Source organism: Timonella senegalensis JC301 (genome assembly GCF_000312125.1).
In the GTDB taxonomy this organism is placed as follows: domain Bacteria; phylum Actinomycetota; class Actinomycetes; order Actinomycetales; family Cellulomonadaceae; genus Timonella; species Timonella senegalensis.
This window is the reverse complement of the sequence record NZ_HE978642.1, coordinates 309824-333533: the sequence shown is the minus strand read 5'-3', so window position 1 is coordinate 333533 and position 23710 is coordinate 309824. Positions and strand designations below refer to the sequence as shown.

The window sequence follows — 23710 nt, the reverse complement described above, 5'->3', positions numbered from 1 at the left end:
CCCGCAGACCGGACTAGTTTTCATGACAGTTAACTTTGATCCGTCACCGAATGCACACAATATTGAAGATTCATAGCCCATTGTGAGATTCAACCTCGCAAATTCGTGGGTCTTTGGGCCCAAGGATTGCGCAACATCAGCCATAATGGACTTGTGTCGACTGTAACGGCTGCTCCAAAAGCACAACACCACGTAAGCGTGAACCGCCCGAACCCTGTGTCGGTCGGGACCATCGTTTGGCTCTCGAGTGAACTCATGTTCTTCGCGGGTCTCTTTGCGATGTACTTCACCATCCGCGCCTCAATTCCGGCTGAACAGTGGAACGAGGGCACGAGTCACCTCAACCTGACTTTCGCTGCCATCAACACCACTGTCCTCGTCCTCTCCTCGGTCACCTGCCAAATGGGTGTCCTTGCGGCAGAGCGATTCCAGCCGGTTCGCACTGGTTCGATCTTCCAGATCAACAAGTGGGGCATGAATGAGTGGATGACCCTGACCTTCCTGATGGGATCGTTCTTCGTAGCCGGCCAGGTATACGAATACGCTGAGCTAGTTGAAAATGGCCTGACGATTTCGTCAAGCCCATACGGCTCTGTATTCTTCCTTGCCACCGGATTCCACGGACTCCACGTCCTCGGCGGACTGATCGCGTTCCTCTTCCTTCTTGGTCGTTCGTTCTCTGCGAAGAAGTTCGGACACCATGAAGCAACCACCGGCATTGTCGTGTCCTACTACTGGCACTTCGTCGATGTCGTGTGGATCGGCCTCTTCGCGGCCATCTACCTCCTGAAGTAATTCAGGGCTAGCACTGGAACGCGTCGTCGCGTTCCAGTGCTTACGCATTACTTACTAACCCCCTTAAGCGAGACGAGGATCGATTCGTGAAGGCACTCGCTGCCCGCCGACACCACCGGTTTACCCCAGTGGTGATCGTGATGTTCGCGCTGCTTGTTGTAGGTGGCATTTACGCCGCCTTTGCGCCAAGTTCTGCACAAGCGGACACTGCGACTAATCAAGATATTCAAGAAGGCGAAAAGCTCTTCTTGGCAAACTGCGCTACCTGTCACGGCGCCAACGCTGAAGGTTCGGACATCTATCCGTCCCTCATCGGCGTAGGTGCTGCAGCTGTCGACTTCCAGGTCGGCACTGGCCGTATGCCTATGCAGGCTTCCGGTCCACAGGCTCCAGCAAAGCCAGCCCAGATGAACGAGACCCAGACGAAGCAACTTTCCGCGTACGTTGCATCGCTCGGTCCTGGACCATCAATTCCAAGCGCTGAGCAGGTAGATCCTGAAAAGGGTGACATCGCAAACGGTGCTGCCATCTTCCGGACGAACTGCGCAATGTGCCACAACGCTGTCGGCGCAGGTGGCGCGCTGTCCGAAGGTAAGTTCGCGCCTTCTCTTTGGGAGACCACGCCAACTCACCTGTACGAAGCAATGCTCACCGGACCACAGTCCATGCCAGTCTTCAACGACGGCACCCTGACCAGCGAGGAGAAGCGCGACGTCATTGCATTCGTCGTTGACCAGCGCGAAGGCTCTGCCGGCGGACTTTCCCTTGGCTCACTGGGACCAGTCTCCGAGGGTGTATGGGTCTGGATTGTAGGTATGGGCGCACTCATCGGTGCTGCGGTTTGGATTGGAGCGAAGTCCTCATGAGCGAACTGAACAAGAACGCCTCGAACGACATCGTGGCTTCGCACGGTGACAAGTTCACCGACCCAGGCATTCCAGCGCACAAGGAGCGCATGAGCGACAAGGACCCTGCGGCTGCAAAGCGAGCAGAGCACCAGTCCGCGTTCCTCTTCACGCTCTCGATCATCGGCACAATCACAGCTGTCGTGGTCTACTTTGCGATCCGCCCAGAGGGCACCGTCACCTCAGTTCGCAATGCGAACTTGGCGCTCGGTATCGCGATCGCGTTCGCTCTCCTCGGGATTGGCCTCGGCGCCATCCACTGGGCGAAGGCACTTATGTCCGACCATGAAGTCATCGACGAGCGTCACCCGATCGTTTCCAGCGACGAAGACCGCGCAGGAGCAATCGAGGCACTCGAGGCGGGCGTCAAGGACGCTAACATCGGTCGTCGCACGGTCCTCAAGGGATCTGCGGTCACTGCGCTCGGCCTCTTCCCTTTGACGATTGCTGTTCCACTCGTCAGCTCCGTAGGTAATGACTGGGACGTATCGAAGTTCCGTCACACCCTGTGGGAGAAGGGAAAGCGCCTTACGACTGACCCAGCGGGTCGTCCAGTCAAGGCTTCTGAGATCACGGTTGGTTCCGTCGTTCACATCATCCCTGAGGTATCCGAAGAAGAGCGTGCTTCCCACGCTTGGATTAGTGAAAAGGCAAAGGCAGTTGTGCTGCTCGTTCGCCTCGACCCTAAGGACCTCAAGGAGACCGAAGAACGCAAGTCTTGGTCATACGACGGAATCGTCGCGTACTCCAAGATCTGCACCCACGTTGGCTGCCCCGTTGCTCTCTACGAGCAGCAGACTCACCACCTCCTGTGCCCATGCCACCAGTCAACGTTCGACGTTGCGGACGGCGCAAAGGTTGTGTTCGGACCGGCTAAGCGCGCGCTGCCACAGCTTCCAATTACTGTTGACGACGAGGGCTACCTCATCGCGCAGGATGACTTCAACGAGCCAATCGGCCCAAGCTACTGGGAGCGTCTCAAGTGACAACAACAACTCCTTCAAAGGTAGCTGGCGCCGCTGACTACCTCGACCAGCGGACCAGCATTGGCACCGTTGTAAAGAACTTCGCCAGGAAGGTCTTCCCAGACCACTGGTCATTCCTTCTCGGTGAGATCGCGCTCTACTCGTTCGTAGTGCTCCTTATCTCCGGATTCTTCCTCACCATGTTCTTCGTACCATCGATGGGACTGACCACCTACCACGGTCCAGTCGCGTCGATGGATGGACAGCTCATGTCGGAGGCATTCGCTTCCACCCTGCGCCTGTCTTTCGAGGTCCGCGGTGGACTCCTGATGCGTCAGGTACACCACTGGGCAGCACTGCTGTTCATGGCTGCAATCGTCACCCACATGATGCGTGTCTTCTTCACCGGTGCTTTCCGCAAGCCTCGTGAACTCAACTGGCTTATCGGCTGCCTCCTCATGATCCTCGGACTTGCAGGCGGCTTCACCGGCTACTCGTTGCCAGACGACGTCCTCTCTGGAAACGGTCTGCGCATCACCGATGGTGTGGTCAAGGCGATCCCAGTTATCGGTTCGTACATGTCGTACTTCGTCTTCGGTGGAGAGTTCCCTGGCGAGGACATCATTCCTCGTCTGTTCTCCCTCCACGTGATGGTCGTACCGGCACTCATCCTCTCGTTCGTGGGTCTGCACCTGCTCTTCGTGGTCCTCCACAAGCACACGCAGTACCCAGGCGGCGGACGCACCAACACCAACGTTGTTGGCTTCCCTCTCTTCCCTGTCTACGTAGCAAAGGCCGGCGGATTCTTCTTCGTCGTGTTCGGTGTCCTCGTACTCATGGGTGGAACTATGGCGATCAACAACGTCTGGAACTACGGTCCATACGACCCATCGCCGGTATCTGCAGGCGCCCAGCCTGACTGGTACATGCTCTTCCTCGAGGGTTCGCTTCGTTTGATGCCAGGACAAGCTGAGATCGTCATCGCGGGGTACACCCTGTCGCTGAACGTTCTGATCCCGGCGATGATCATTCCTGGACTCCTGTTCACCTTCCTCTTCGTCTACCCATTCGTTGAAGCGAAGGTAACCGGGGACAAGCGTGAGCACCACGTCCTCGACCGTCCACGAAACGTCCCTGTACGTACCGGACTCGGCGTAGCATTCCTTACCGCATTCATCGTCCTCGCTGTAGCTGGTTCTAACGACCTGGTTGCTACGCACTTCCACATGTCGCTTAACGCGATCACTTGGATCCTGCGTATTCTCCTCTTCGTTGGCCCTGTCATCGCGTTCTGGATCACCAAGCGTATTTGCCTAAGCCTTCAGCGCAAAGACCGCGAACTGGTCCTCCACGGACACGAGACCGGCAAGATCGTTCGTTTTGCTAACGGTGAGTACATTGAGGTTCACCGCCCACTGAACGAGCAGGAACGCTGGCTGCGTGTGAACTACGACGCTCACCGTCCACTCGAGATCGAACCTGCAGAAGACTCCCGCGGCGTACGCCGTAAGTCGTACAAGCAGGATCGTCGTTGGCAGAAGCTTTCGCGCTTCTTCTACGAGGACCGCGTTGAGCCTGTTCGCCCATCCGAGTTGCACGAGGTGCAAGGACACGGTGAACTTGAGGGTGGGCCTGTTGCTGCGGAACTGAATTCCTAGCACGGAGACACCTAGTATGGACGTGACCTCGACATCGTGTACACGACATTGAGGATCGCCAAAACGGCCCGCGATCCAATTCCTTCACTTTCGTGGGAATTGTTCGCGGGCCGTTTGCATTGAACTAAATAGCTCGCCATCAGGCGAGATTCTTTCTAGTTGGAGGTAATAGGCATGGCTGTCTACTCGCTGCCAGAACTGTCGTACGACTACGGCGCACTTGAGCCACACATTTCCGGCCGCATCATGGAGCTGCACCACTCCAAGCACCACCAGGCTTACGTCACTGGCGCAAACACCGCGCTGGAGCAGCTTGAAGAGGCACGCGCAAAGGGCGACTTCTCCGCGATCAACCAGATCGAGAAGAACCTCGCGTTCAACCTCGGTGGGCACGTAAACCACACCGCATTCTGGGCAAACCTCTCCCCTGAGGGTGGCGAGCCAGAGGGCGACCTCGCAGCTGCCATCGACGAGCAGTTCGGTTCCCTTGAGGCGTTTAAGAAGCACTTTGCAGCCGTCGCTGCTGGCGTTCAGGGTTCGGGCTGGGCAATCCTGGCGTGGGACTCGCTTGGTCAGAAACTCATCATCGTTCAGCTTTACGACCAGCAGGGCAATATCCCAATGGGCCTCACCCCAATCGTCCTTCTTGACGTCTGGGAGCACGCCTACTACCTCGACTACCAGAACGTCCGCGCTGACTACGTCAACGCTTGGTGGAACATCGTGAACTGGAAGGACGCAGGCGAGCGTTTCGCGCGCGCACGCACCCAGACCGCGGGACTTATCCTCCCAGCATGATTGCGGGCCTCTAAGGCCCCATAGCGATGCCTACAGCATCGCGTGTCTCCAAGTCTGCAAGCCTCTTCGGGCGCAACTGTGAGACGCTACAGAAGCTCCCCGGTCGCGGGACCTGGCCTCGCCAGGTCCCGCGACCGGGGAGCTTTTTGCATGCCAGAGTTGGCAATCCCGGCGCTACACTCCCCCACTTCATCCTCAGCAGTGAGCACTCCGCTCCCCTCGCCCCGACTTATGCCCCAAAAGCGGCCCTACCAGCGGTGTAGACGCGTTTTTGCCCTGCAGACGATCAACGCACCGGAGCTGTGCCACACGCCCCTCAGACGCGCCTACACGTGGACAAGCCGCTCTCCTGTGCCACACAGTCGAATCCGGAAGGACTCGATCGCCGCATAGCTCGGGCATCAGAAGACCGCAGTACCGCTGGTGAACCTGCCGAGACGGGCGACGCATCAAGCAGTGGCGAACCGAGTCCCCTCGCAGTATTCGAGCACCATCTCTCTCATCCTTGCTGTTCGTCGGACCATGACGAGCATGGAGAGAATCGGGATGTCGCAGGTGTCTGGGTGAGGTCTGTGCGACAAGCGAAGCTGCACAGACCGAGACAGCCGCGCACCCGCGCTCGACCCGCCCACCCCTCGCCTTGCCACGATTGCCACGATTGCCACGACAACTACGCTCGTCTGACCTACCCTCCACGTCGGCCAACAGCAATGCCGGGTTCATGCTCCAGGTGGCCGCCATGCCCGCGTTCAAGCCATACACCTGCACTGGTCGAGTGCCATCACACCCCCAGGAAACGACAGAAAGCCGGGCCCCACTGCAAAAGCAGCGGGGCCCGGCTTAGTTGTCGAGGACTAGGAAGAACCTAACTCAGTGAGCGTGGGTTCCTCGTGAGTATTCGAATACCCAACCTACGAGCGCGATGATCGAGATGACGACTCCGACGCCGAAGATCCACCATCCGATTGCCATGCCGAGGAAGCAGATAGCTGCGCCTCCGGCTACGACGATCGGCCACCAGCTCCATGGGGAGTAGAAGCCCTGTTCGCCGGCGCCCTGAGCAATTTCACCGTACGGGTCATCCTCTGGGCGTGCATCGATGTGACGCGCGGTCTTGAGGAGGTACCAGCCGACCATTGCCATAAGGGCGGAGCACAGGAAGAGCGCGAGGAAACCAACTGGCTCTTCCCAACCGGTGACGAGTCCGTAGACCAGTCCGACCACAAAGAAGAAGGGTGCGGTCAGTACGAAGATGTTTGCTTCGATCTTCACTTGTTTGCCCCCGCTCCTACAGTGTGTGCGTAGTTGTCCAGTGCAGCCACTTCTGGGTGGTGCAGATCGTACGCTGGGCGCTCAGAACGAATGCGTGGCAGCGTTACGAAGTTGTGGCGTGGTGGTGGGCAAGAGGTTGCCCACTCCAGCGATCCACCAAAGCCCCAAGGGTCGTCGACCTCTACGAGAGGTGCCTTGCGCCAGGTGATGTAGACGTTCCAGAGGAACGGCAGGGTCGACGCGGCGAGGATGAACGATCCGACGGTCGATACCTGGTTGAGGAACGTAAAGCCATCTTCCTGGAGGTAGTCGGCGTAACGACGTGGCATACCTTCGACACCCAGTACGTGTTGTACGAGGAAGGTCGTGTGGAATCCGATGAACAGGAGCCAGAAGTGGACCTTGCCCAAGCGTTCGTTGAGCATACGACCGGTGAACTTTGGCCACCAGAAGTAGAAGCCTGCGAACATTGCGAACACCACGGTTCCAAACACAACGTAGTGGAAGTGTGCAACCACGAAGTAGGTGTCGGAAACCTGGAAGTCCAGGGTTGGTGCTGCAAGGATGACACCCGTCAGACCACCAAAGAGGAAGGTCACGAGGAATCCGATGGACCAGAGCATTGGGGTCTCAAACGTGAGCTTTCCGCGCCACATCGTTCCGATCCAGTTGAAGAACTTCACACCGGTTGGAACTGCGATGAGCATGGTCATGAACGCGAAGAACGGAAGCAGAACTGCACCGGTGACGTACATGTGGTGTGCCCACACGGTAACGGAGAGCGCAGCGATCGAGATCGTCGCGTAGATCAGGCCCTTGTAGCCGAAGATTGGCTTGCGTGAGAAGACCGGGAAGATCTCCGAGACGATTCCGAAGAACGGAAGCGCAATCACGTAAACCTCTGGGTGTCCAAAGAACCAGAAGAGGTGCTGCCACAGGATGGCTCCACCGTTCTCAGGGTTGAAGACCTGCGCGCCAAGGCGACGGTCTGCTCCGAGTGCGAACAGCGCAGCTGCGAGTGGTGGGAATGCCATGAGGATCAGCAGCGAGGTGATCAGGGTGTTCCAGGTGAAGATTGGCATGCGGAACATCGTCATGCCTGGTGCACGCATCGTGATGATGGTCGTGATGAAGTTGACACCACCGAGGATGGTACCGAAACCGGTCATCGCGAGTCCGAAGACCCAGAGGTCTCCACCAGCGCCTGGGCTGTAGGTTGTGCTCGAAAGCGGTGCGTATGCGAACCAACCGAACGAGGCTGCGCCCTGCGGGGTAAAGAAACCTGCGCAGGCGATAATTCCACCGAAGACGAACAGCCAGAACGCGAATGCGTTCAGGCGTGGGAATGCAACGTCAGGTGCACCGATCTGAAGTGGAACCAGAACGTTTGCGAAACCAGCGAACAGCGGGGTCGCAAACAGGAGGAGCATGATCGTGCCGTGCATTGTGAACAGCTGGTTGTACTGTTCGTTGCTCTGTACGACCTGAATGCCAGGTGCGAACAGCTCTGCACGGATAACGAGGGCCATAAGGCCACCGATGCAGAAGAAGATGAATGAGGCGATCAGGTACATGTATCCGATCGTCTTGTGGTCAGTTGAGGTGACCCACTTTACGAAAGTGCGGCCGAGGGTCTGACGATCATTACGAAGACCCGGTACTGAGGCTACGGCGGAACCCATCAGTTCTCACTCCCCTCTGCGCTTGGTGAATACATCTGGTAACGGTTGAGATCTTCGCCAAGGCGTCCAGTCTGTCCCTTTGCGGACAGCTCGGCCATGTGAGCGTCGTACTCTGCTCGGTCGACGACCTTAACGTTGAAGAGCATGCCGGAGTGGAACTCACCGCAGAGTTCCGCGCACTTGCCTGCATAAACACCCTCACGGAGAGGCATAACCTGCCACGTGTTGGTGCGGCCTGGGATCATGTCCATCTTGTCCAAGAAGGCTGGGATCCAGAATGAGTGGTTTACGTCGCGGGAGACGAGCTTGAACTCAACGGTCTCGTTCACCGGGAGGTACAGCGTTGGGAATGACTCGTGGGTTCCACGGTCTCCAAGGCTGCCTTCCAGTTCACCGACGTTCGTTGCGTGCTGACCAGTGTCATACACGTCGTCGGAGAGGTAGTTGAAGTCCCAGCTCCATTGCTTTCCGTAGACTTCGATTTGGACGTCAGGGGTAGCTGACGTGTCACGAATGACGGCCATGTCGCGTGCGGTGTAGAAGAAGATCACACCGACCATGACGATTGGCACCAGGGTGTACAGAATCTCCAGAGGCATGTGGTAGCGCGTCTGGACTGGCAGCTGGTTGTCGCCCTTTTTCTTGCGGTAGGCAACGATGCACCAGATAGTCAGACCCCACACGAGGGCTCCAACGATCAGTGCAGTAATCCAAGTACCTTGCCAGAAGTGCGTGATGCGATCCGTCATGTTCGTGACGGGTCCATCCTCGTACCCTGGGAACCAGCCGCGCTTAGCTTCTGGTGAACACCCTGAAAGGGTCATCGCGAGGAGACTTGCTGCAGCGAGCAGCAAGCCTCTCTTTCGCGTAATGTTTGTTGGCTTTTGCGAGCGCAAAGGGGGGCCTTTCACTTCACGTCCTGCACACCGTTTGTTCTCGCACGGCCCACAGGACCTTCGTCCTCGACAGTGTTAGCGTATCGCGCATTACCCCAAGTAGAGGAATCGAAAGGGTGTTTTCCATGTGACAATTGCCGCAGAGGTTGATCTTCGTAACAGATTCCGGAGAACTGTCAGCATCCGCTGCTGGATCTGACTTTCTCCGCTAGTTCTTCACATTCAGCAATGCTTAAGTAAGGCAGGTTCTGCGCTCGTGTCAGGTGAAACCACCCCCTCCCACGCTCCCCTTGGCGGCACAGACCGCCGCCACCTCAACCTCGATGCGGGCGGTAACTCTCGCCCGACCGAACTGGGACGTACGGCCTATCTCCAAGCTCTCGAGGATGGCTGGGCCGATCCGCGACGCATTCATCACGACGGTCGCCGCGCCCGCGCACTTTTTGACGGTGCTCGCGAGGCCGTGGCACAGGTGCTCGGAGCCCGAACTGAGGAGGTCTGGTTTGCCCCCTCCCCGACCGCCGCGTTTCACGCCGTCGTCCCCGCGCTTCTCCAAGGGCGCAAGCGCGCCGGAAACACGGTGGTCACTTCCAAGGTGGAACGTTCTGCACTGCTCAATGGGCTCTCTTTTGCGGGTGCTGATACCCGGCATGTCGCCGTTGACCAGCAGGCCCGAATCGATTCTGAGCAGTTTGCGCATGAGGTCGCGCTACAAGGGGTTGCGTTTGCGGCTCTCCAACACGCAAATCACGAGGTAGCGACCGTGCAGCCACTCGAGGCTGCGCGCGAAGCCACCCGAGCAGCACAGGTCCCTCTGCTGGTCGACGCCACCTCGAGCATCGGCCATCTTCCGGCGCCACGGGACCTTTGGGATGCTCTCGTAGCTTCCCCCGCCGATTGGGGTGGCGGTCAGGGTGTCGGCGTGCTCGCACTCAAGGCACGTACCCGCACTCGGCGCACCTGGCCCGAAGATCAAGATGCTTGGTTCCCCGGCGGAACTTCGCTACCAGCAGTGTTTGCTGCGGCCGTGACACTTCAGGAGGCTGAGCGCGAGCGGCTACAGCGGGCAACGCGCGCGCACGCCCTCGTGGAAAGGATTCGCTCAGCCGCGGCCCTTATCCCTGACGTCCAGGTGCTCGGAGACCCTAGCGCTCGGCTCCCACACATGACCACGTTCTCCTGCCTGTACGTGGATTCTGAGGCCCTCATGAGCCAGTTCGACCGGATTGGCATCGCAGTTGGTTCCGGTTCGGCATGCACCTCCGCTACTCTCGAGCCAAGCCACGTACTCGCGGCAATGGGGGTCTTGACCCACGGCAATGTGCGGGTCGCGCTCGACTGGGACGTCTCAAAGGCCGACGTCGACAGATTCCTTGCGGCGCTCCCGCAGGTCATCGCCGAGGTTCGAGGTTCTCTGGGAGTCGATGGCTTGTGACCACACACATTCTTGATACCCGCGGACAACGTTGCCCTCTTCCGATCATCAACCTTGCCAAGTTCATGGCCGGCCTACCCGAGGGAGACAGCGTTGTCATCACGTCCAGCGACCCTGCGGCCGAGTACGACATCCCAGCGTGGGCACGTATGAAAGGCAGGCAGTGCTCGAGTCCAGATGTGATTCGCGACGATATGGCGCAGTTTCGATTTCTGGTCACCTTCACGGTGACGAACGCCCCAGTGGTCTAGTCGCTGTACGGGCCCCACAGACTGACACGAACACCCCACAGACTGACACGAACACTCCGCAGGCCAGCAGCATCACAGACCAAAACAGCGCAAGAGGGTTGGCGGACCGTAGTCCGCCAACCCTCTTGCGTCAGTTGTGTGCGCGCGGTACGCGCGGCTAGATCAGGCGAACGAACCGCCGCATGCGCAACCCTCACCTGCGTTTGGGTTGTCAATGGTGAAGCCCTGCTTCTCAATGGTGTCGGCGAAGTCGATGGAAGCGCCCTCGAGGTAAGGAACCGACATCTTGTCGACTACGACCTCTACGCCATCAAAGTCACGGACTGCGTCACCGTCGAGGAGGCGCTCGTCGAAGTAGAGCTGGTAGATCAGGCCGGAACAACCGCCTGGCTGCACTGCAACGCGAAGGCGCAGGTCGTCGCGGCCTTCCTGCTCGAGAAGGCTCTTGACCTTGCCAGCGGCGAAGTCCGTCAGAAGGACGCCGTGGGTAGCGAGCTCGGTTGATTCGCTCATCGTTTTCTCCGTACTGCTTGAAGAGTCTGTGGGCTCTCGGGCCACATCAAGGCGCGTCTCCCGAGAGTCTTGGTATCAGCGTAAACCGTGTTCGCCCTCCGGTTATTCCGAGTGGCGCACACTATTTCCGCGCTTACCTAGAGCCTAGTACCGCCTAGGCACCGGGTGCCAGATCGGCCGCCGGGACATGATCTAGATCACCTCGCGGGCGACCACGACTTGGCGAGTCGAGCCGCGAGGCTCCCGAGTTCGTGCGCGTCCTCCAGTTGGTAGCTCGAGGCGATTCCCTGGGCTGCGAGTTCGCGCGTACTCATCATGCGGTCTCTCGTTATGACTATGCACGGAACGCCCACCCGCAACGCGATCGGCGCGATCAAGCCTGCGGTGGAGGTGGGAAAGGTGCGAGAGTCGAGTTCGTCCTGGTACACAACCACCACGTCCGCCTCCATCACGCGGTCGTGCACACCGAACTGGGCACCAAACGCCTGGGAGAGCGGGAGCGCCCGAGCGCCCGCAAGCAGGAGGGCGAACCCAATCCCTCCGGCGGAGCCTGCAGCGTCATGGCGAGACAGGTCCTTGATGTCTGCGGCTCTGCTTGGCAGGACGCCACGGCTTGGGGCGCTCAGTCCCAGCCCCATCCCGGCGTGGGAGGCGCTGGGAGCGTGTGGATCGTCGAGAATCTTGATGAGGGCGTGGAACAGGCCCGACACCTCCTTTTCACGGTACTGAGCGGCCGATGGATCAACATCCCCCAGCAGAGCGGCCGTGCCGCTCATGCCGTGCATGCCGAGGAGCGGCATGGATTCGTCGTAGGTGATGACGAGGTCCGTCGCCGCAATTGCGGTGCTGACCTCGCGCGCGTTGCGCACGTATTCCTCAGGGTTTATTTTCGACGACTCACCGGGCAAGTCCTGCGGGTCCGGCTCGGGTGCACATGCAGCAGCGAGGGCCGCAAGGAACGAGGCCCCAGCGTCCAGCTGGCCGTATCGAGGAAGGGACACAACGATTCGGCCCATCTTGGCCTCGAGCGCTACGGCGATGTCGGCAGCGGCAGTTGCGGCTGCGCTTTCTCCCCCACCGACCTGTACGAGCGCAGTACCGTCGAACCCGCCCACACCGGTCGAGTTGCGCGACCACACAGTCCGCGCCGCACCCGCATGGGCAGCCATGGGCATCGCCGAGACAGCACAGTGTGGAGCCGCCTCCAGCCACGCTGCCGCTACAACGTCAGACTCCCAACCGTCGGTGAAATCGATGTCATGATCAGCGGCAACGAAAATATGCATGAAAACACTCTAGCCACCGGTCAGGCCCTGAACCTAAGCGAGGTTATGTGGGAAGATAGTGGGGTGACGACGACTGTTGAAAACACCTTTTCCGAGCCACGCCCCTCGGCGCTCCTTCTGCTTGGCCAGAAGCGCGATCTCGAATCTGAGCGCGGCGTCGAATGCTCGGGGGCGCTGCCATCACCAAGCGACCCTGACCTGATCGAACGCGCCAAGAAGGCGCGCGCGTCGCTAGGCGACCGTGCGTTCATTCTCGGCCACCACTACCAGCGCGACGAGGTCATTGACTTTGCCGACGTAACTGGAGACTCGTTTAAGCTCGCACGCGAGGCCGCTGCCCGCCCCGAAGCCGAATACATCATCTTCTGCGGCGTTCACTTCATGGCCGAAAGCGCCGACATCCTGACCTCTGACGCCCAGAAGGTCATCCTCCCTGACCTCGCGGCCGGCTGCTCCATGGCAGATATGGCAGCGATCGCGCAGGTTGAGGACTCGTGGGACGACATTGTGGACGCGGGCATCGCCGACAAGACGATCCCCGTGACGTACATGAACTCAACCGCAGCAATCAAGGCTTTCACTGGCCGCCACGGCGGCACCGTGTGTACCTCCTCCAATGCAGAGGTCGCACTTCGCTGGGCATTCGACCAGGTTGGCGGCGTAGACGGCGACGGCAAGATTCTCTTCCTTCCGGACCAGCACCTCGGCCGCAACACCGCTGTGGAGAAACTCGGCCTCTCACTCGACGATTGCGTTGTGTATGACCCGCGCAAGGAGAACGGTGGCCTCACGCAAGAGGAGTTTGACAACGCACGCATGATCCTGTGGCGTGGGCACTGCTCCGTGCACGGACGATTCTCGGTGAAGAACGTAGAGGACATCCGCGCCAAGGTTCCCGGCGTCAACGTGATCGCTCACCCCGAGTGCAAGAACGAGGTCATCGCTGCCTCCGACTACGTGGGTTCCACCGAGTACATCATCAAGACGCTCGAGGCCGCTGAGCCTGGTTCTGCATGGGCAATCGGGACCGAACTCAACCTAGTTCGCCGCCTCGCACGCCAGCACCCTGACAAGAACGTGCACTTCCTCGACGACACAGTGTGCTTCTGCTCCACAATGAACCGCATCGATCTCCCTCACCTCGTGTGGGCAATGGAATCACTCGTTGAAGGTCGCGAGATCAACCAGATCATCGTTGACAAGGACGACGCACACTGGGCTCGCGTAGCCCTCGACCAGATGCTCGCACTGCCGGGACTCTGATCGGCTGCGGCAATCCGCAGCAGGCTTGACCATGGGGAGGCTACTGCGCTCCGGAGTGCTCACGAGCACGCGGGGCGTAGTAGCCTTTCTCTTTGTGACACGATTCCTTGATCTCGCCCGCACCACGTACCTTCCCCGTAAACCCATCGATGGGTTTACGGTCATGGACACATCCATCACCGTTACGCGCGTGCGCCCCACTGATATCGACATCTACCTCCACGTAAACAACGCCGTTTACCTGAACATGATGGACTCCGCCCGGTCGAACTTCCTTGCCGACTGTAACGGCATGAAGAAGCTCAACAAGAAGGGCTGGTACCCCGTCGTCGCCGCCTCATCGGTCAAGTACAAATCCTCGCTCCTCCTTGGACAGAAGGCTGAGATTTCGACCCGAGTCGTAGGCTGGGACCCTCGCATCGCCTACCTCGAGCAGGTCATCCGCCACGAGGGAAAAGTGGTGACCCACGCCTACATCGCCGCCCGCTTCCTGGCCAAGTCCGGCGGAAAGGTGAGCTCGCAGGAGATCCTCGAGTTCCTCGGCGGACCCGATGAGAGCCCAGAACTACCAGCAGACTGCCTCGCGTGGGCCAGAGCCACCGGCGTGTACTTCCGCGAGAACGCCAAGTAGTCCTAAGTGTGGCTGGGCCTAGCGGCCCCAAAGAACCTAATGAACGACGATGGTGGTCACACCCATAAGGGTGCGACCACCATCGTCATGCAGTGGGTAGTCCGGTCTAGCGCTTCATACCCGCAAGCAGCAGGGCCTCTGCGAGGACGACCTTCTGGAGTTCCTCGAGGTGCACCGACTCGTTTGCACCGTGTGCGCGCGAGTCAGGGTCCTCAACGCCCGTCACGAGGATTTCCGCTGCCGGGAATACCTCAAGAAGGTCTGCAATGAACGGAATCGAGCCGCCAATGCCGATATCCACAGGCTCCACGCCCCACGCCTGCGCGAACGCGTCACGTGCTGCGTGCATCGCCGGAGTGTTCTCAGGCGCTAGGAATGGCTTCCCCAACTCGCCCTTGTGCACGGTGACCTTGGCCCCGAACGGAGCATTCTCCTCGAGGTGTCGAGCAAGCGCCTCGTACGCAGCGGCAGGATCCTGACCTGGCGCGATGCGCATCGAGATCTTTGCGGATGCCTTGGGCGTCATCGTGTTCGAAGACAGCGCAACCGTGGGGGCGTCGATTCCGATCACGGAGATCGCTGGCTTGGTCCACAACCGCGACGTCAAAGGACCGGTTCCGGCGAGTTGCACGGAGTCCAAGACACCTGCGTCAGCCCGCAGGTCCGCCTCGTCGTAGTCGACGGTAGGGTCCGGAGCGTGAACGAGACCGGCAACGGCAACGTCACCAGAATCGTCGTGAAGCGTGGAGATCAAACGGGACATGAGGGTCAGTGCGTCAAGCACTGGACCACCGAACATGCCGGAGTGGACAGCGTGCGTCAGTACCTGAACGTCCACGACGCAGTCAACCAGACCACGCAGAGACGTGGTCAGCGCAGGCACTCCGACCTTCCAGTTGGCGGAGTCGGCAACCACAATCGCGTCGGCGCGCAACTGCTCCTTGTACTTCTCGAGGAAATCGACAAAGTAAGGAGAACCGATCTCCTCTTCACCCTCGATGAACAGCGTGACGCCGATGCCGAGGTCGCTGCCAAGAGTGCGCAGGGCGCCAAGGTGCGCGATCACGCCCGCCTTATCATCCGCGGCACCGCGGCCGAACAGGCGGCCGTTCTTCTCGGTAGGCTCGAAGGGATCGGTCTCCCAGGTAGCTGGGTCACCTGGAGGCCGCACGTCGTGGTGCGCATACAGGAGGACCGTAGGCTGTCCCTCGGGGGCTGGTATCCGCGCCACGATCGCTGGGCGCGACTCGCCCGCGGTCAGGATCTGGACGTCCTCGATGCCCTCCGCGCGCAGGAGCTGCGCGATAGCCTCTGCACTGCGCTGCAGGTGCACCTGATCGAACGCGTCCGCAGAAACGCTAGGAATACGAACGAGCGACTCAAGGTCGGCTCGGAGCGCAGGGAAAAGCTCCTGCACTCGCTCTGAATACTGTTGGTGTTGGCTCACCCCACAAGCCTACTCTCCACTCTTGGCGGAAAAGGTGACCAAGGCCGTGCACAACACCACCTTTTGCTCGCCTAAGATAGAGCCTGTGAGATCAGATAAAAAGGCAAAGCAGACCACCCCCGGCCTCACCGAGTCGGCACAGGAAGACAAGTCGCTCGTGAACGCGCAGGAAAAGACGGAGGGCAAGGGCCGCCCAACTCGCTCCCGCGCAGAAGCCGAGGCCGCACGCAAGCGCCCCCTCGTCCCAGACGACCGCCGCGCGGCTGCTAAGGCGCAGCGCGCCAAGGCGCGGGAAGCCCGTGACGTGGAGTACAACGCCATGAAGTCCGGCGACGAGTCAAAGATGCCGTACCGTGACCGCGGCCCCAAGAAGCGCTACATCCGAGACTTTGTGGACGCCCGCTGGAACGTTGGCGAGTACTTCCTCATCATCGCCGGTGTGTTCCTGCTCCTGACACTGCTCGGAAGCATCTACCCAACCATTGCGATCATCGCGCTCCTCTCGATGTACCTCGTAGTACTGATCGCAATCGTGGACGCGTTCATCCTGTGGCGCCAGCTCAAGAAGCGCCTCATTGCCAAGTTCGGCGAAGAGGCAGCCAAGGAGCGTGGACTGATGATGTACGCGGTCATGCGCGCGTTCCAGTTCCGCCGTGGGCGCCTGCCCAAGCCAGTGGTTAAACACGGCGAATACCCAGCCTGATCTGGGAGCACAAACCGCACGAAGGGCGGACCAATCTCGGGATTGGTCCGCCCTTCGCACATTTCTGGACCAGCTCTGCTTTAGGCTGGAACCATGCAATACAAATACCTAGGCAACTCTGGCCTCAAAATCTCCGAGTTCATCTACGGCAACTGGCTGACCCACGGGTCACAGGTTGAGAACGAAACCGCTATGCGCTGCGTCGCTGCAGCTCTTGACGCCGGTATCACCACGTTCGACACCGCGGACGTCTACGCAAACACCAAGGCCGAGTCGGTCCTTGGCGAGGCTCTCAAGGGCCAGCGCCGCGAGTCACTCGAAATCCTGACCAAGGTCTACTGGCCAACCGGTCCAGGCGGACACAACGACACCGGCCTCTCCCGCAAGCACATCATGGAGTCGATCAACGGCTCGCTGACCCGCCTCGGAACCGACTACGTCGACCTCTACCAGGCACACCGCTTCGACGCCTCGACCCCACTCGAAGAGACCATGCACGCGTTCGCAGACGTCGTGCGCCAGGGCAAGGCCCTGTACATCGGCGTGTCCGAGTGGACCGCCGACCAAATCCGTGAGGCCCACAAGTGGTCCAAGGAACTCGGCTTCCAGCTCATCTCCTCGCAGCCCCAGTACAACATGCTGTGGCGCGTCATCGAGGAAGAGGTCGTACCAACCTCCGAGGAACTGGGTCTGTCCCAGATCGTGTGGAGCCCACTCGCTGAGGGCCTACTGACCGGCAAGTACCTCCCTGGTCACGAGTTCCCAGCCGGCTCACGTGCGGCGAGCGAGGGCGTTTCCAAATTCATCCGCTCCAAGATGAACGATGATCTCCTCACGCGAATTCAGAACCTCAAGCCTGTTGCAGAGCAGCTTGGTCTGACCATGCCACAGCTGGGACTTGCTTGGGTTCTGCAGAACAAGAACGTGGCCGCGCCAATCATCGGTGCTTCGCGTCCAGAGCAGATTGCTGAGAACATCAAGGCCGGCGGCGTTGAGATTCCAGCAGAGCTTATGGCAAAGATTGATGAGATCCTCGGCGATCACATCAACCGTGACCCAAAGCAGACCCTGGCTGACCAGCCAGGCGAACGCTGAGCTTAAGTTCTCCAGATAAGACTGTGGGCTCGCATCCAAGATGGATGCGAGCCCACAGTCTTACGCACGGGCGGGAAAATGGTGTTTCGCGTAGTCCGAGCCAGTGGAAATGCGGCATGAGAGCCGCACGTCTGGTTGTGCGATCCGCTACTTCCCGAGCAGCGCCCGGTTAATCTTGCGAGCCCAGAACGGACCGTCGTAGATGAACCCCGTATATCCCTGGACGAGGTTAGCGCCGGCATCAAGGTATCGCTGCGCGTCGGTAGCGGTGGAGATGCCACCGACTCCGATGATCACTGGGTCCTTACCCAACTTCTCGCGGAGTAGGGTCACCACCTCGATGCCGCGCTCGAGCTCTGGCTTACCAGAGAGCCCTCCCGGGCCGAGATCGTGGTTAATCGTTGTGTTGACGGCGACCATGCCATCGAGACCCAGCTCAAGTGACAGCGCCGCCACCGCCTCAATGTCCTCATTAGCCAGGTCCGGTGCGATCTTGACCAGGAGTGGGACGCGCCGCAAGCCCAGGTCAACAGTGGACTCATTGGCTGCAGCTCGCACTGCGGTCAGGATTGGGCGCAGCGCATCCACTGACTGAAGGTCGCGAAGGCCCGGCGTGTTTGGTGAGGACACGTTCACCACAAGGTAGTCGGCGTAGGGGGCCAGGAGGCGCGCGCTGAACGCATAGTCCGCTGCGGCGTGCTCGGCTGGGGTGACCTTGGTCTTGCCAATATTCACGCCAACAAAGATCGACTTGCCCTTGGCGGTCGAACGCAGCTTGCCGAGTTCGACTGCGGCGGCCTCCGCACCCTCATTGTTGAAGCCCATGCGGTTGCGCAGCCCACCCATGGAGATTTCGCGCCACATGCGTGGCTTCTCGTTTCCGGGTTGTGGCTGCGCGGTGATCGTGCCAATCTCAACGAACCCAAAGCCAAGCATGGTCAGGCCTCGTACGGCCTTGGCCGTCTTGTCAAAGCCGCCCGCCAAGCCAAACGGCGCCGGCACGCGGCGCCCGAACACCTGAGCTCCCGATCCCTGCTGGAGATACGGCGCAATTGCCCCCTCGAGTACCCCCGAGAGGACGGGGGTCTTACCCACAACGCTGACTCCCGTGTACACGAGGTGGTGGGCCTTCTCCGGGTCCATCTTGGAGAATACGTGCTTGAAGATCTGCTCGTAGATCACTGTGTCCTTCTTGTTAGTGCTGCTGCGTGCTCAAGGAGCCGGATTAGTTGAGCGCCGAAGGGCGTGTGCGCCAGAGCCAGTACACACCCACGAATGGGAGCACCAATGGGATGTACCCATAGCCCTGACCAAAGTTGGACCAGACGGACTTGTCCGGGAACCAGCCAGCTTCAAAGATCGATGAGATTCCGACTGCGAGGACACCGATCGCCTCGAACAAAACCGCACCCCAAGCAACTTTACGCCAGACGTTTCCCCCTTTGGCTAGGGCAAAGGTTGCAACGAGATAGATCACGCCCGCAAGGAGCGAGAGCCCGTACGCGAGTGGTGCATCCGATCCGTGATCGAGGAGTTGCCAGGTGCCACGCGCCGTGGCTGCGATGGCCAAGATGGCATACACGGTGACCAGGATGCGGCCGAAACCCTTGCCCGTGCTTCCAGCCATGTCTTGGGAAGGCGCAGCGTCCAGTTTTGCCTGGAGACGCTCCTGGAGCGTGGAGGCGCTGCGCTTAGTGGATTCGTGCGGCTCGGGGGCAGCCATGATTACGTCCTCTACGTGTGGTGGTGTTGACGCGTCAAGAGTGTAGTGACGGGCAGTTACTGCCCAATTTTACGGGCTAGCCCCACAACTGGATAAGGCGCATCTGCAAGAAAATCACTGTGAAAGCGGCAACAGCTAGGACTACGGAGCTCCACTTGGTGCGTTCCGCAAAGGCCCAGACCGCCGCAGCGGGCAGGATGATGAGGATCGTAAAGACGTAGCCCCAAAATTCCCACGGTTCGAGGTCTCGCGACTGCCCGATGAGCAGAATCGCGCTTGTGATCGTCTGGATAACCAGGATTGCTTCCACGACACCCGCCGCAAAGAGTTGCTTGAGGATGACCGCCCGGTCCTTCATGGCAAAGAAGAGCGCCCATGCAAGGACAAAAGCTGCGGATAGGAAGACAAGTGCGCTGAGAATGGGAAACACACCCTCGAGGTTACCCGAAGAGCCCGGACAACCACATCGTTCGCTATGTAAGATCGAGGGGTGGCTGAACTTACTTTTACTTCCAAAGACCCAAGCACCGTCAATGCCAACGTCCTCGTACTGGGCGTCGCATCGGTAGACGGCACCGCAACCATCGTTGGCCCATCGAGCCTCGATACCTCCGCACTGGCTGACCTCGACCTCAAGTCGATCGGTGCTGGCGCCAAGGCAGACACCGTTGTCCGCATTCCTGCCCCGAGCGGCTTTGCGGCAAAGACCCTCGTCCTCGTTGGACTTGGCGAGGACCACTACGGCCGCGTTGAGCAACTCCGCCGCGCAGCCGGCTCGGTGACTCGCTCGATCACTGACGTCGACTCCATCTCGTTCGCTCTCCCAGCAGTAGAGGAAGAGGAACTCGTCGCAATCATTGAGGGCGCCCTGTTCGGCGCCTACGCGTTCCGTTCTTACCGGACCGGCGACGCCGCCACCTCCGGAACCCCCGTATCTGCGATTGAGATCATCTCCCCCATCGCACGCCAGAGCGCCGTCAAGAAGGGCGCCGCTCGCGCGGAGGTCATCGCGGACGCTATCAAGGGCACCCGCGACCTCGTCAACAGCGCTCCGAACGAACTGTTCCCTGCCGCGTTTGCTGACATCGCCAAGGCCACCGCAAAGGGCACCGGCGTCAAGGTTTCCGTCCTTGACGACAAGGCGCTTGTCTCCGGCGGCTACGGCGGACTTGTGGGTGTCGGCCAGGGTTCCACCCGCGGCCCACGCCTGGTCAAGGTCTCCTACAGCCCGCTACGTGCCAAGCGCAAGATCGCCCTCATCGGTAAGGGCATCACGTTTGACTCCGGTGGAATCTCGATCAAACCAGCCGCTGGCATGGAGGCAATGAAGTCCGACATGGCCGGTGCCGCAGCCGTTCTGCACACTGTCATTGCGGCCGCTAAGCTCAGCCTCCCCGTCTCCGTCACCGGATACCTGTGCCTCGCAGAGAACATGCCTTCGGGTTCGGCAATGCGCCCATCCGATGTCATCACGACCCGTTCTGGCAAGACCGTTGAGGTTCTGAACACCGACGCAGAAGGACGCCTAGTCCTCGCGGATGGCCTCGCTGCCGCTGTTGAAGATGGTGCTGACCTGCTCGTGGACATCGCGACCCTCACCGGCGCGCAGATGATGGCCCTCGGAAACCGCGTGTCCGCTGTCATGGGTACAGATGGTGCTGTGGCTGAGGTCCTTGCTGCCGCTGAGGTAGCAGGCGAGTCCGTTTGGCACATGCCTCTCCCTGAGGAGCTCCGCCCAACCCTCGACTCCCAGGTAGCAGACCTTGCAAACATGGGTCAGCGCTGGGGTGGCATGCTCGTCGCCGGTCACTTCCTCAAGGAGTTCACCGCCGAGCGCCCATGGGCACACATCGACATTGCGGGACCGTCCTACAACGAGAACGCCCCATTCGGCTACACCCCGAAGGGTGGAACCGGACACGGCGTCCGCACTATGCTGGCTGTGCTGGAGAACGCAGCGGGCTAAATCGTCGTAAATAAGCAGGTGGGGTGGGCGGAACATTTTCCGCCCACCCCACCTGCTTTTACACACAAATTATCGACGATCATGGGCGCGTTCCAGCGTCCGGCGCGGCCTATCGGGTGGGCTTGTTCTTGGAGTTCCAGTCGCGCATGCGCTGCGGATAGCCGGTGAAGTTCACGTCATAGACGGGCAGGCCCAACTCGCCCGCGATTTTGCGGGCATCAACCGCCGACGGGACGCGCCTGCGCGTCCACTCCCCCGTGGTCGCAATAAGAAGGATCGACACTGGCTCGTTAGAGTTTGGCGGCTCGATGTACGCCTCCACGCCGACCCGAGATCTCGCGAACGAAGCGAGGTGCTCCATGGTCTCGCGCTTGCGATCACCTGACGAGGGTGCTGTGGGAGTGGCGGTCGGCCCGGTTGGACCCTGCACCTTAGCTCCGAAGACCCGAGAGAAAAAACCCATAACGAATACGATACAACGCTGCGGTGACCACATCAGATGTAGGAAGACTGCGCTAGCCGCGAACAGAACACGCGGGTAACGAACAGAACCGCATAAACCCTAGTTTCTGTTCGCAGGATCACATGTGACACGCGCGATTGGTTGCAGTTTCCACTTTGGGTTCACGCGGCTTAGTGACAAGATGGGAACGTATCTAAACCCCTTGTTAATAAGGAGAAGAACGTGGCCGAAACCCCCGGCACCGACTTTGACATCGTCGTCTTGGGCGGAGGTAGCGGAGGCTACGCCACCGCTCTCCGCGCTGCACAGCTCGGACAGAACGTCGCATTGATCGAAGCAGACAAGCTTGGCGGAACCTGCCTCCACTACGGATGTGTTCCAACCAAGGCTCTCTTGCACGCGGCAGAGGTAGCGGACAACGTCCGTGAAGGTCACCTCTTCGGCATCAACGCCACCCTCAATGGCATCGACATGGCTGGAGTTAACAGCTACAAGTCCGGTGTTATTTCGGGTCTCTACAAGGGACTGCAGGGACTTGTTAAGTCCCGCAAGATCACCTTGATCGAGGGCTACGGCAAGCTCGTTGCGCAGAACGCAATCGAGGTCAACGGACAGCGCATCACCGGTAAGCACATTGTGCTCGCAACCGGTTCGTACTCGCGCTCGCTTCCTGGCCTGACCATCGAGGGTCGCGTCATGACCTCCGAGCACGCGCTCGCAATGGACACCGTCCCAGGCTCCGCAATCATCCTCGGTGGAGGCGTCATCGGCTCCGAGTTCGCTTCCGTATGGAAGTCGTTCGGCGCTGACGTCACCATCATCGAAGGCCTGCCACACCTCGTGCCAAACGAGGATGAGGCTATCTCGAAGAACCTCGAGCGCGCATTCCGCAAGCGCGGAATCAAGTTCAACCTTGGCGACCGCTTCGCCGGCGTAACCCAGGACGCAAACGGCGTTCACGTGACGCTCGAGTCCGGCAAGACCTTCGACGCCGAGTACCTCCTCGTTGCGATCGGTCGTGGACCACGTACCGCTGACCTTGGCTACGAAGCAGCAGGCATCACGATGGACCGCGGATTCGTCATCACTGACGAGAAGCTCCACACCGGCGTTGGCAACATCTGGGCAGTTGGCGACATCGTCCCAGGCCTCCAGCTCGCACACCGCGGTTTCCAGCAGGGAATCTTTGTGGCTGAGCAGATCATGGGTCTGAACCCACAGCCAATCGTCGAGTCCGGCATCCCACGCGTCACCTACTCCGAGCCTGAGATTGGCTCCGTCGGCATCACCGAGGCGCAGGCTAAGGAGAAGTTCGGCGCAGAGAACGTCGAGGCAATCGAGTACAACCTTGCTGGTAACGGCAAGTCCAAGATCCTCAACACCGCGGGCTTCATCAAGCTCGTCCGCCAAAAGGACGGGCCAGTTGTTGGTGTCCACATGATTGGTGCCCGCGTCGGCGAGCTCATCGGCGAAGGCCAGCTCATCGTGAACTGGGAAGCATACCCAGAGGACGTCGCACCACTTATCCACGCACACCCAACGCAGAACGAGGCCATGGGCGAGGCATTCCTTTCCCTCGCAGGCAAGCCTCTCCACGCACACAACTGATCCCACGCACGCATTCACAGAAATTGGAGAGGTAATGTCCAACAACGTTGAACTTCCCGCTCTCGGCGAGTCGGTTACCGAAGGTACCGTCACCCGCTGGCTGAAGAACGTCGGCGACACCATTGAGGTCGACGAGCCTTTGGTCGAGGTTTCCACCGACAAGGTAGACACCGAAGTCCCATCCCCGTTCGCTGGCACCATTGAGCAGATCCTGGTCCAGGAAGACGACACCGTAGAGGTCGGAACCGTCCTCGCAGTCATCGGTGACGGTTCCGGCGCCGCTCCGGCTCCAGCCGCCGCACCAGCACCTGCTGCTGCGCCAGTTGCAGCTCCTGCTGCACCGGCTGCTCCAGCT

At 59.9% G+C, this 23710-nt stretch carries 24 protein-coding genes; 14 read left to right on the top strand and 10 right to left on the bottom strand.

Translation table 11 applies throughout. The features are described from left to right. Positions 1 to 153 precede the first annotated feature (153 nt). From ctaE to HGSM_RS05980, 5 genes are all read left to right on the top strand, one after another. Positions 154 to 795 carry an aa3-type cytochrome oxidase subunit III gene (gene ctaE / locus HGSM_RS06000; protein ID WP_040594688.1) on the top strand — a complete coding sequence of 214 codons (642 nt, stop codon included), beginning with the start codon at positions 154 to 156 and terminating at the stop codon, positions 793 to 795. A gap of 86 nt (positions 796 to 881) precedes the next feature. Further along, positions 882 to 1661 carry a cytochrome bc1 complex diheme cytochrome c subunit gene (gene qcrC, locus HGSM_RS05995; protein WP_019147843.1) on the top strand — a complete coding sequence of 260 codons (780 nt, stop codon included), beginning with the start codon at positions 882 to 884 and terminating at the stop codon, positions 1659 to 1661. Then, positions 1658 to 2686 (top strand): cytochrome bc1 complex Rieske iron-sulfur subunit, encoded by a 1029-nt coding sequence (gene qcrA / locus HGSM_RS05990; RefSeq protein ID WP_019147842.1) that lies wholly within the window; start codon positions 1658 to 1660, stop codon positions 2684 to 2686. The genes qcrC and qcrA overlap by 4 nt, the downstream gene beginning before the upstream one ends. Further along, positions 2683 to 4323: a cytochrome bc1 complex cytochrome b subunit gene (gene qcrB / locus HGSM_RS05985; protein WP_019147841.1), complete on the top strand. Its 1641-nt coding sequence runs from the start codon at positions 2683 to 2685 to the stop codon at positions 4321 to 4323. The genes qcrA and qcrB overlap by 4 nt, the downstream gene beginning before the upstream one ends. Positions 4324 to 4497: 174 nt before the next feature. After that, entirely contained in the window at positions 4498 to 5121 is a 624-nt protein-coding gene (locus tag HGSM_RS05980) for a superoxide dismutase (protein WP_019147840.1), read from the top strand. 870 nt (positions 5122 to 5991) lie between these two features. Here HGSM_RS05980 and HGSM_RS05975 read toward each other — a convergent pair. The 3 genes from HGSM_RS05975 to ctaC are packed head-to-tail and all read right to left on the bottom strand — an operon-like array spanning position 5992 to position 8971. Further along, positions 5992 to 6393: a cytochrome c oxidase subunit 4 gene (locus HGSM_RS05975; RefSeq protein WP_019147839.1), complete on the bottom strand. Its 402-nt coding sequence runs from the start codon at positions 6391 to 6393 to the stop codon at positions 5992 to 5994. Then, a complete protein-coding gene (ctaD, locus tag HGSM_RS05970; RefSeq protein ID WP_019147838.1) occupies positions 6390 to 8075 on the bottom strand; it encodes an aa3-type cytochrome oxidase subunit I in 1686 nt (561 codons plus the stop codon). Before ctaD ends, HGSM_RS05975 begins: the two co-directional genes overlap by 4 nt. Further along, positions 8075 to 8971: an aa3-type cytochrome oxidase subunit II gene (gene ctaC / locus HGSM_RS05965; protein ID WP_040594687.1), complete on the bottom strand. Its 897-nt coding sequence runs from the start codon at positions 8969 to 8971 to the stop codon at positions 8075 to 8077. Before ctaC ends, ctaD begins: the two co-directional genes overlap by 1 nt. A 256-nt stretch (positions 8972 to 9227) precedes the next feature. On the opposite strand from ctaC, the gene HGSM_RS05960 reads away from it, so the two are divergent. Continuing rightward, the gene (locus HGSM_RS05960; protein ID WP_019147836.1) at positions 9228 to 10406 is read left to right on the top strand and encodes a cysteine desulfurase family protein; all 1179 of its coding nucleotides are present in this window, start codon (positions 9228 to 9230) and stop codon (positions 10404 to 10406) included. Next, positions 10403 to 10657, top strand: a complete 255-nt coding sequence (locus HGSM_RS14600) for a sulfurtransferase TusA family protein (RefSeq protein WP_019147835.1) — start codon at positions 10403 to 10405, stop codon at positions 10655 to 10657. Before HGSM_RS05960 ends, HGSM_RS14600 begins: the two co-directional genes overlap by 4 nt. Before the next feature lie 162 nt (positions 10658 to 10819). Here the strand turns inward: HGSM_RS14600 and HGSM_RS05950 are convergent, their stop codons facing one another. Then, positions 10820 to 11170, bottom strand: coding sequence for a HesB/IscA family protein (locus HGSM_RS05950; RefSeq protein ID WP_019147834.1), 351 nt, complete (start codon positions 11168 to 11170; stop codon positions 10820 to 10822). Between the two features lie 197 nt (positions 11171 to 11367). Next, a complete protein-coding gene (locus HGSM_RS05945; protein ID WP_019147833.1) occupies positions 11368 to 12456 on the bottom strand; it encodes a glycerate kinase in 1089 nt (362 codons plus the stop codon). Between the two features lie 45 nt (positions 12457 to 12501). Between HGSM_RS05945 and nadA the strand changes: the two genes are divergently transcribed. Further along, positions 12502 to 13719, top strand: a complete 1218-nt coding sequence (gene nadA / locus HGSM_RS05940) for a quinolinate synthase NadA (RefSeq protein ID WP_051009740.1) — start codon at positions 12502 to 12504, stop codon at positions 13717 to 13719. Between the two features lie 94 nt (positions 13720 to 13813). Next, on the top strand, positions 13814 to 14350 hold the full coding sequence (locus HGSM_RS05935) for an acyl-CoA thioesterase (RefSeq protein ID WP_040594792.1): 537 nt from the start codon (positions 13814 to 13816) through the stop codon (positions 14348 to 14350). Positions 14351 to 14456: 106 nt separating this feature from the next. Here the strand turns inward: HGSM_RS05935 and HGSM_RS05930 are convergent, their stop codons facing one another. Continuing rightward, entirely contained in the window at positions 14457 to 15797 is a 1341-nt protein-coding gene (locus tag HGSM_RS05930) for a dipeptidase (RefSeq protein ID WP_040594686.1), read from the bottom strand. Between the two features lie 85 nt (positions 15798 to 15882). Between HGSM_RS05930 and HGSM_RS05925 the strand changes: the two genes are divergently transcribed. Both HGSM_RS05925 and HGSM_RS05920 read left to right on the top strand, forming a co-directional pair. Then, positions 15883 to 16500, top strand: coding sequence for a DUF3043 domain-containing protein (locus HGSM_RS05925; RefSeq protein WP_019147829.1), 618 nt, complete (start codon positions 15883 to 15885; stop codon positions 16498 to 16500). Positions 16501 to 16593: 93 nt separating this feature from the next. Further along, positions 16594 to 17595, top strand: a complete 1002-nt coding sequence (locus HGSM_RS05920) for an aldo/keto reductase family protein (RefSeq protein ID WP_019147828.1) — start codon at positions 16594 to 16596, stop codon at positions 17593 to 17595. Positions 17596 to 17742: 147 nt separating this feature from the next. On the opposite strand, the gene HGSM_RS05915 is transcribed toward HGSM_RS05920, so the two are convergent. The 3 genes from HGSM_RS05915 to HGSM_RS05905 all read right to left on the bottom strand — a co-directional run bounded on the left by HGSM_RS05915 (position 17743) and on the right by HGSM_RS05905 (position 19748). Continuing rightward, positions 17743 to 18774, bottom strand: a complete 1032-nt coding sequence (locus HGSM_RS05915; protein ID WP_040594790.1) for a quinone-dependent dihydroorotate dehydrogenase — start codon at positions 18772 to 18774, stop codon at positions 17743 to 17745. 46 nt (positions 18775 to 18820) lie between these two features. Continuing rightward, positions 18821 to 19318, bottom strand: a complete 498-nt coding sequence (locus tag HGSM_RS05910) for a hypothetical protein (protein ID WP_019147826.1) — start codon at positions 19316 to 19318, stop codon at positions 18821 to 18823. A gap of 76 nt (positions 19319 to 19394) precedes the next feature. Continuing rightward, positions 19395 to 19748, bottom strand: a complete 354-nt coding sequence (locus tag HGSM_RS05905) for a hypothetical protein (protein WP_019147825.1) — start codon at positions 19746 to 19748, stop codon at positions 19395 to 19397. Positions 19749 to 19808: 60 nt separating this feature from the next. Here HGSM_RS05905 and HGSM_RS05900 point away from each other — a divergent pair, with 60 nt between their 5' ends. Next, entirely contained in the window at positions 19809 to 21284 is a 1476-nt protein-coding gene (locus HGSM_RS05900) for a leucyl aminopeptidase (RefSeq protein ID WP_019147824.1), read from the top strand. 109 nt (positions 21285 to 21393) lie between these two features. Here the strand turns inward: HGSM_RS05900 and HGSM_RS05895 are convergent, their stop codons facing one another. Further along, positions 21394 to 21714 (bottom strand): oxidoreductase, encoded by a 321-nt coding sequence (locus HGSM_RS05895; protein WP_230197504.1) that lies wholly within the window; start codon positions 21712 to 21714, stop codon positions 21394 to 21396. A gap of 255 nt (positions 21715 to 21969) precedes the next feature. Here HGSM_RS05895 and lpdA point away from each other — a divergent pair, with 255 nt between their 5' ends. Together lpdA and HGSM_RS05885 are read left to right on the top strand one after the other, a co-directional pair. Further along, positions 21970 to 23355 (top strand): dihydrolipoyl dehydrogenase, encoded by a 1386-nt coding sequence (gene lpdA, locus HGSM_RS05890; RefSeq protein ID WP_019147822.1) that lies wholly within the window; start codon positions 21970 to 21972, stop codon positions 23353 to 23355. A gap of 34 nt (positions 23356 to 23389) precedes the next feature. Next, positions 23390 to 23710: biotin/lipoyl-containing protein (locus HGSM_RS05885; protein WP_040594685.1), on the top strand; the 321-nt coding region annotated here is incomplete at its 3' end.

Coding starts and splice junctions, on each gene's coding strand:
- nadA (WP_051009740.1), top strand. CDS start 12,502: ATGTGGGAAGATAGTGGGGTGACGACGACTGTTGAAAACACCTTTTCC.
- HGSM_RS05950 (WP_019147834.1), bottom strand. CDS start 11,170: ATGAGCGAATCAACCGAGCTCGCTACCCACGGCGTCCTTCTGACGGAC.
- HGSM_RS05980 (WP_019147840.1), top strand. CDS start 4,498: ATGGCTGTCTACTCGCTGCCAGAACTGTCGTACGACTACGGCGCACTT.
- HGSM_RS05945 (WP_019147833.1), bottom strand. CDS start 12,456: ATGCATATTTTCGTTGCCGCTGATCATGACATCGATTTCACCGACGGT.
- HGSM_RS05920 (WP_019147828.1), top strand. CDS start 16,594: ATGCAATACAAATACCTAGGCAACTCTGGCCTCAAAATCTCCGAGTTC.
- ctaD (WP_019147838.1), bottom strand. CDS start 8,075: ATGGGTTCCGCCGTAGCCTCAGTACCGGGTCTTCGTAATGATCGTCAG.
- HGSM_RS05910 (WP_019147826.1), bottom strand. CDS start 19,318: ATGGCTGCCCCCGAGCCGCACGAATCCACTAAGCGCAGCGCCTCCACG.
- qcrA (WP_019147842.1), top strand. CDS start 1,658: ATGAGCGAACTGAACAAGAACGCCTCGAACGACATCGTGGCTTCGCAC.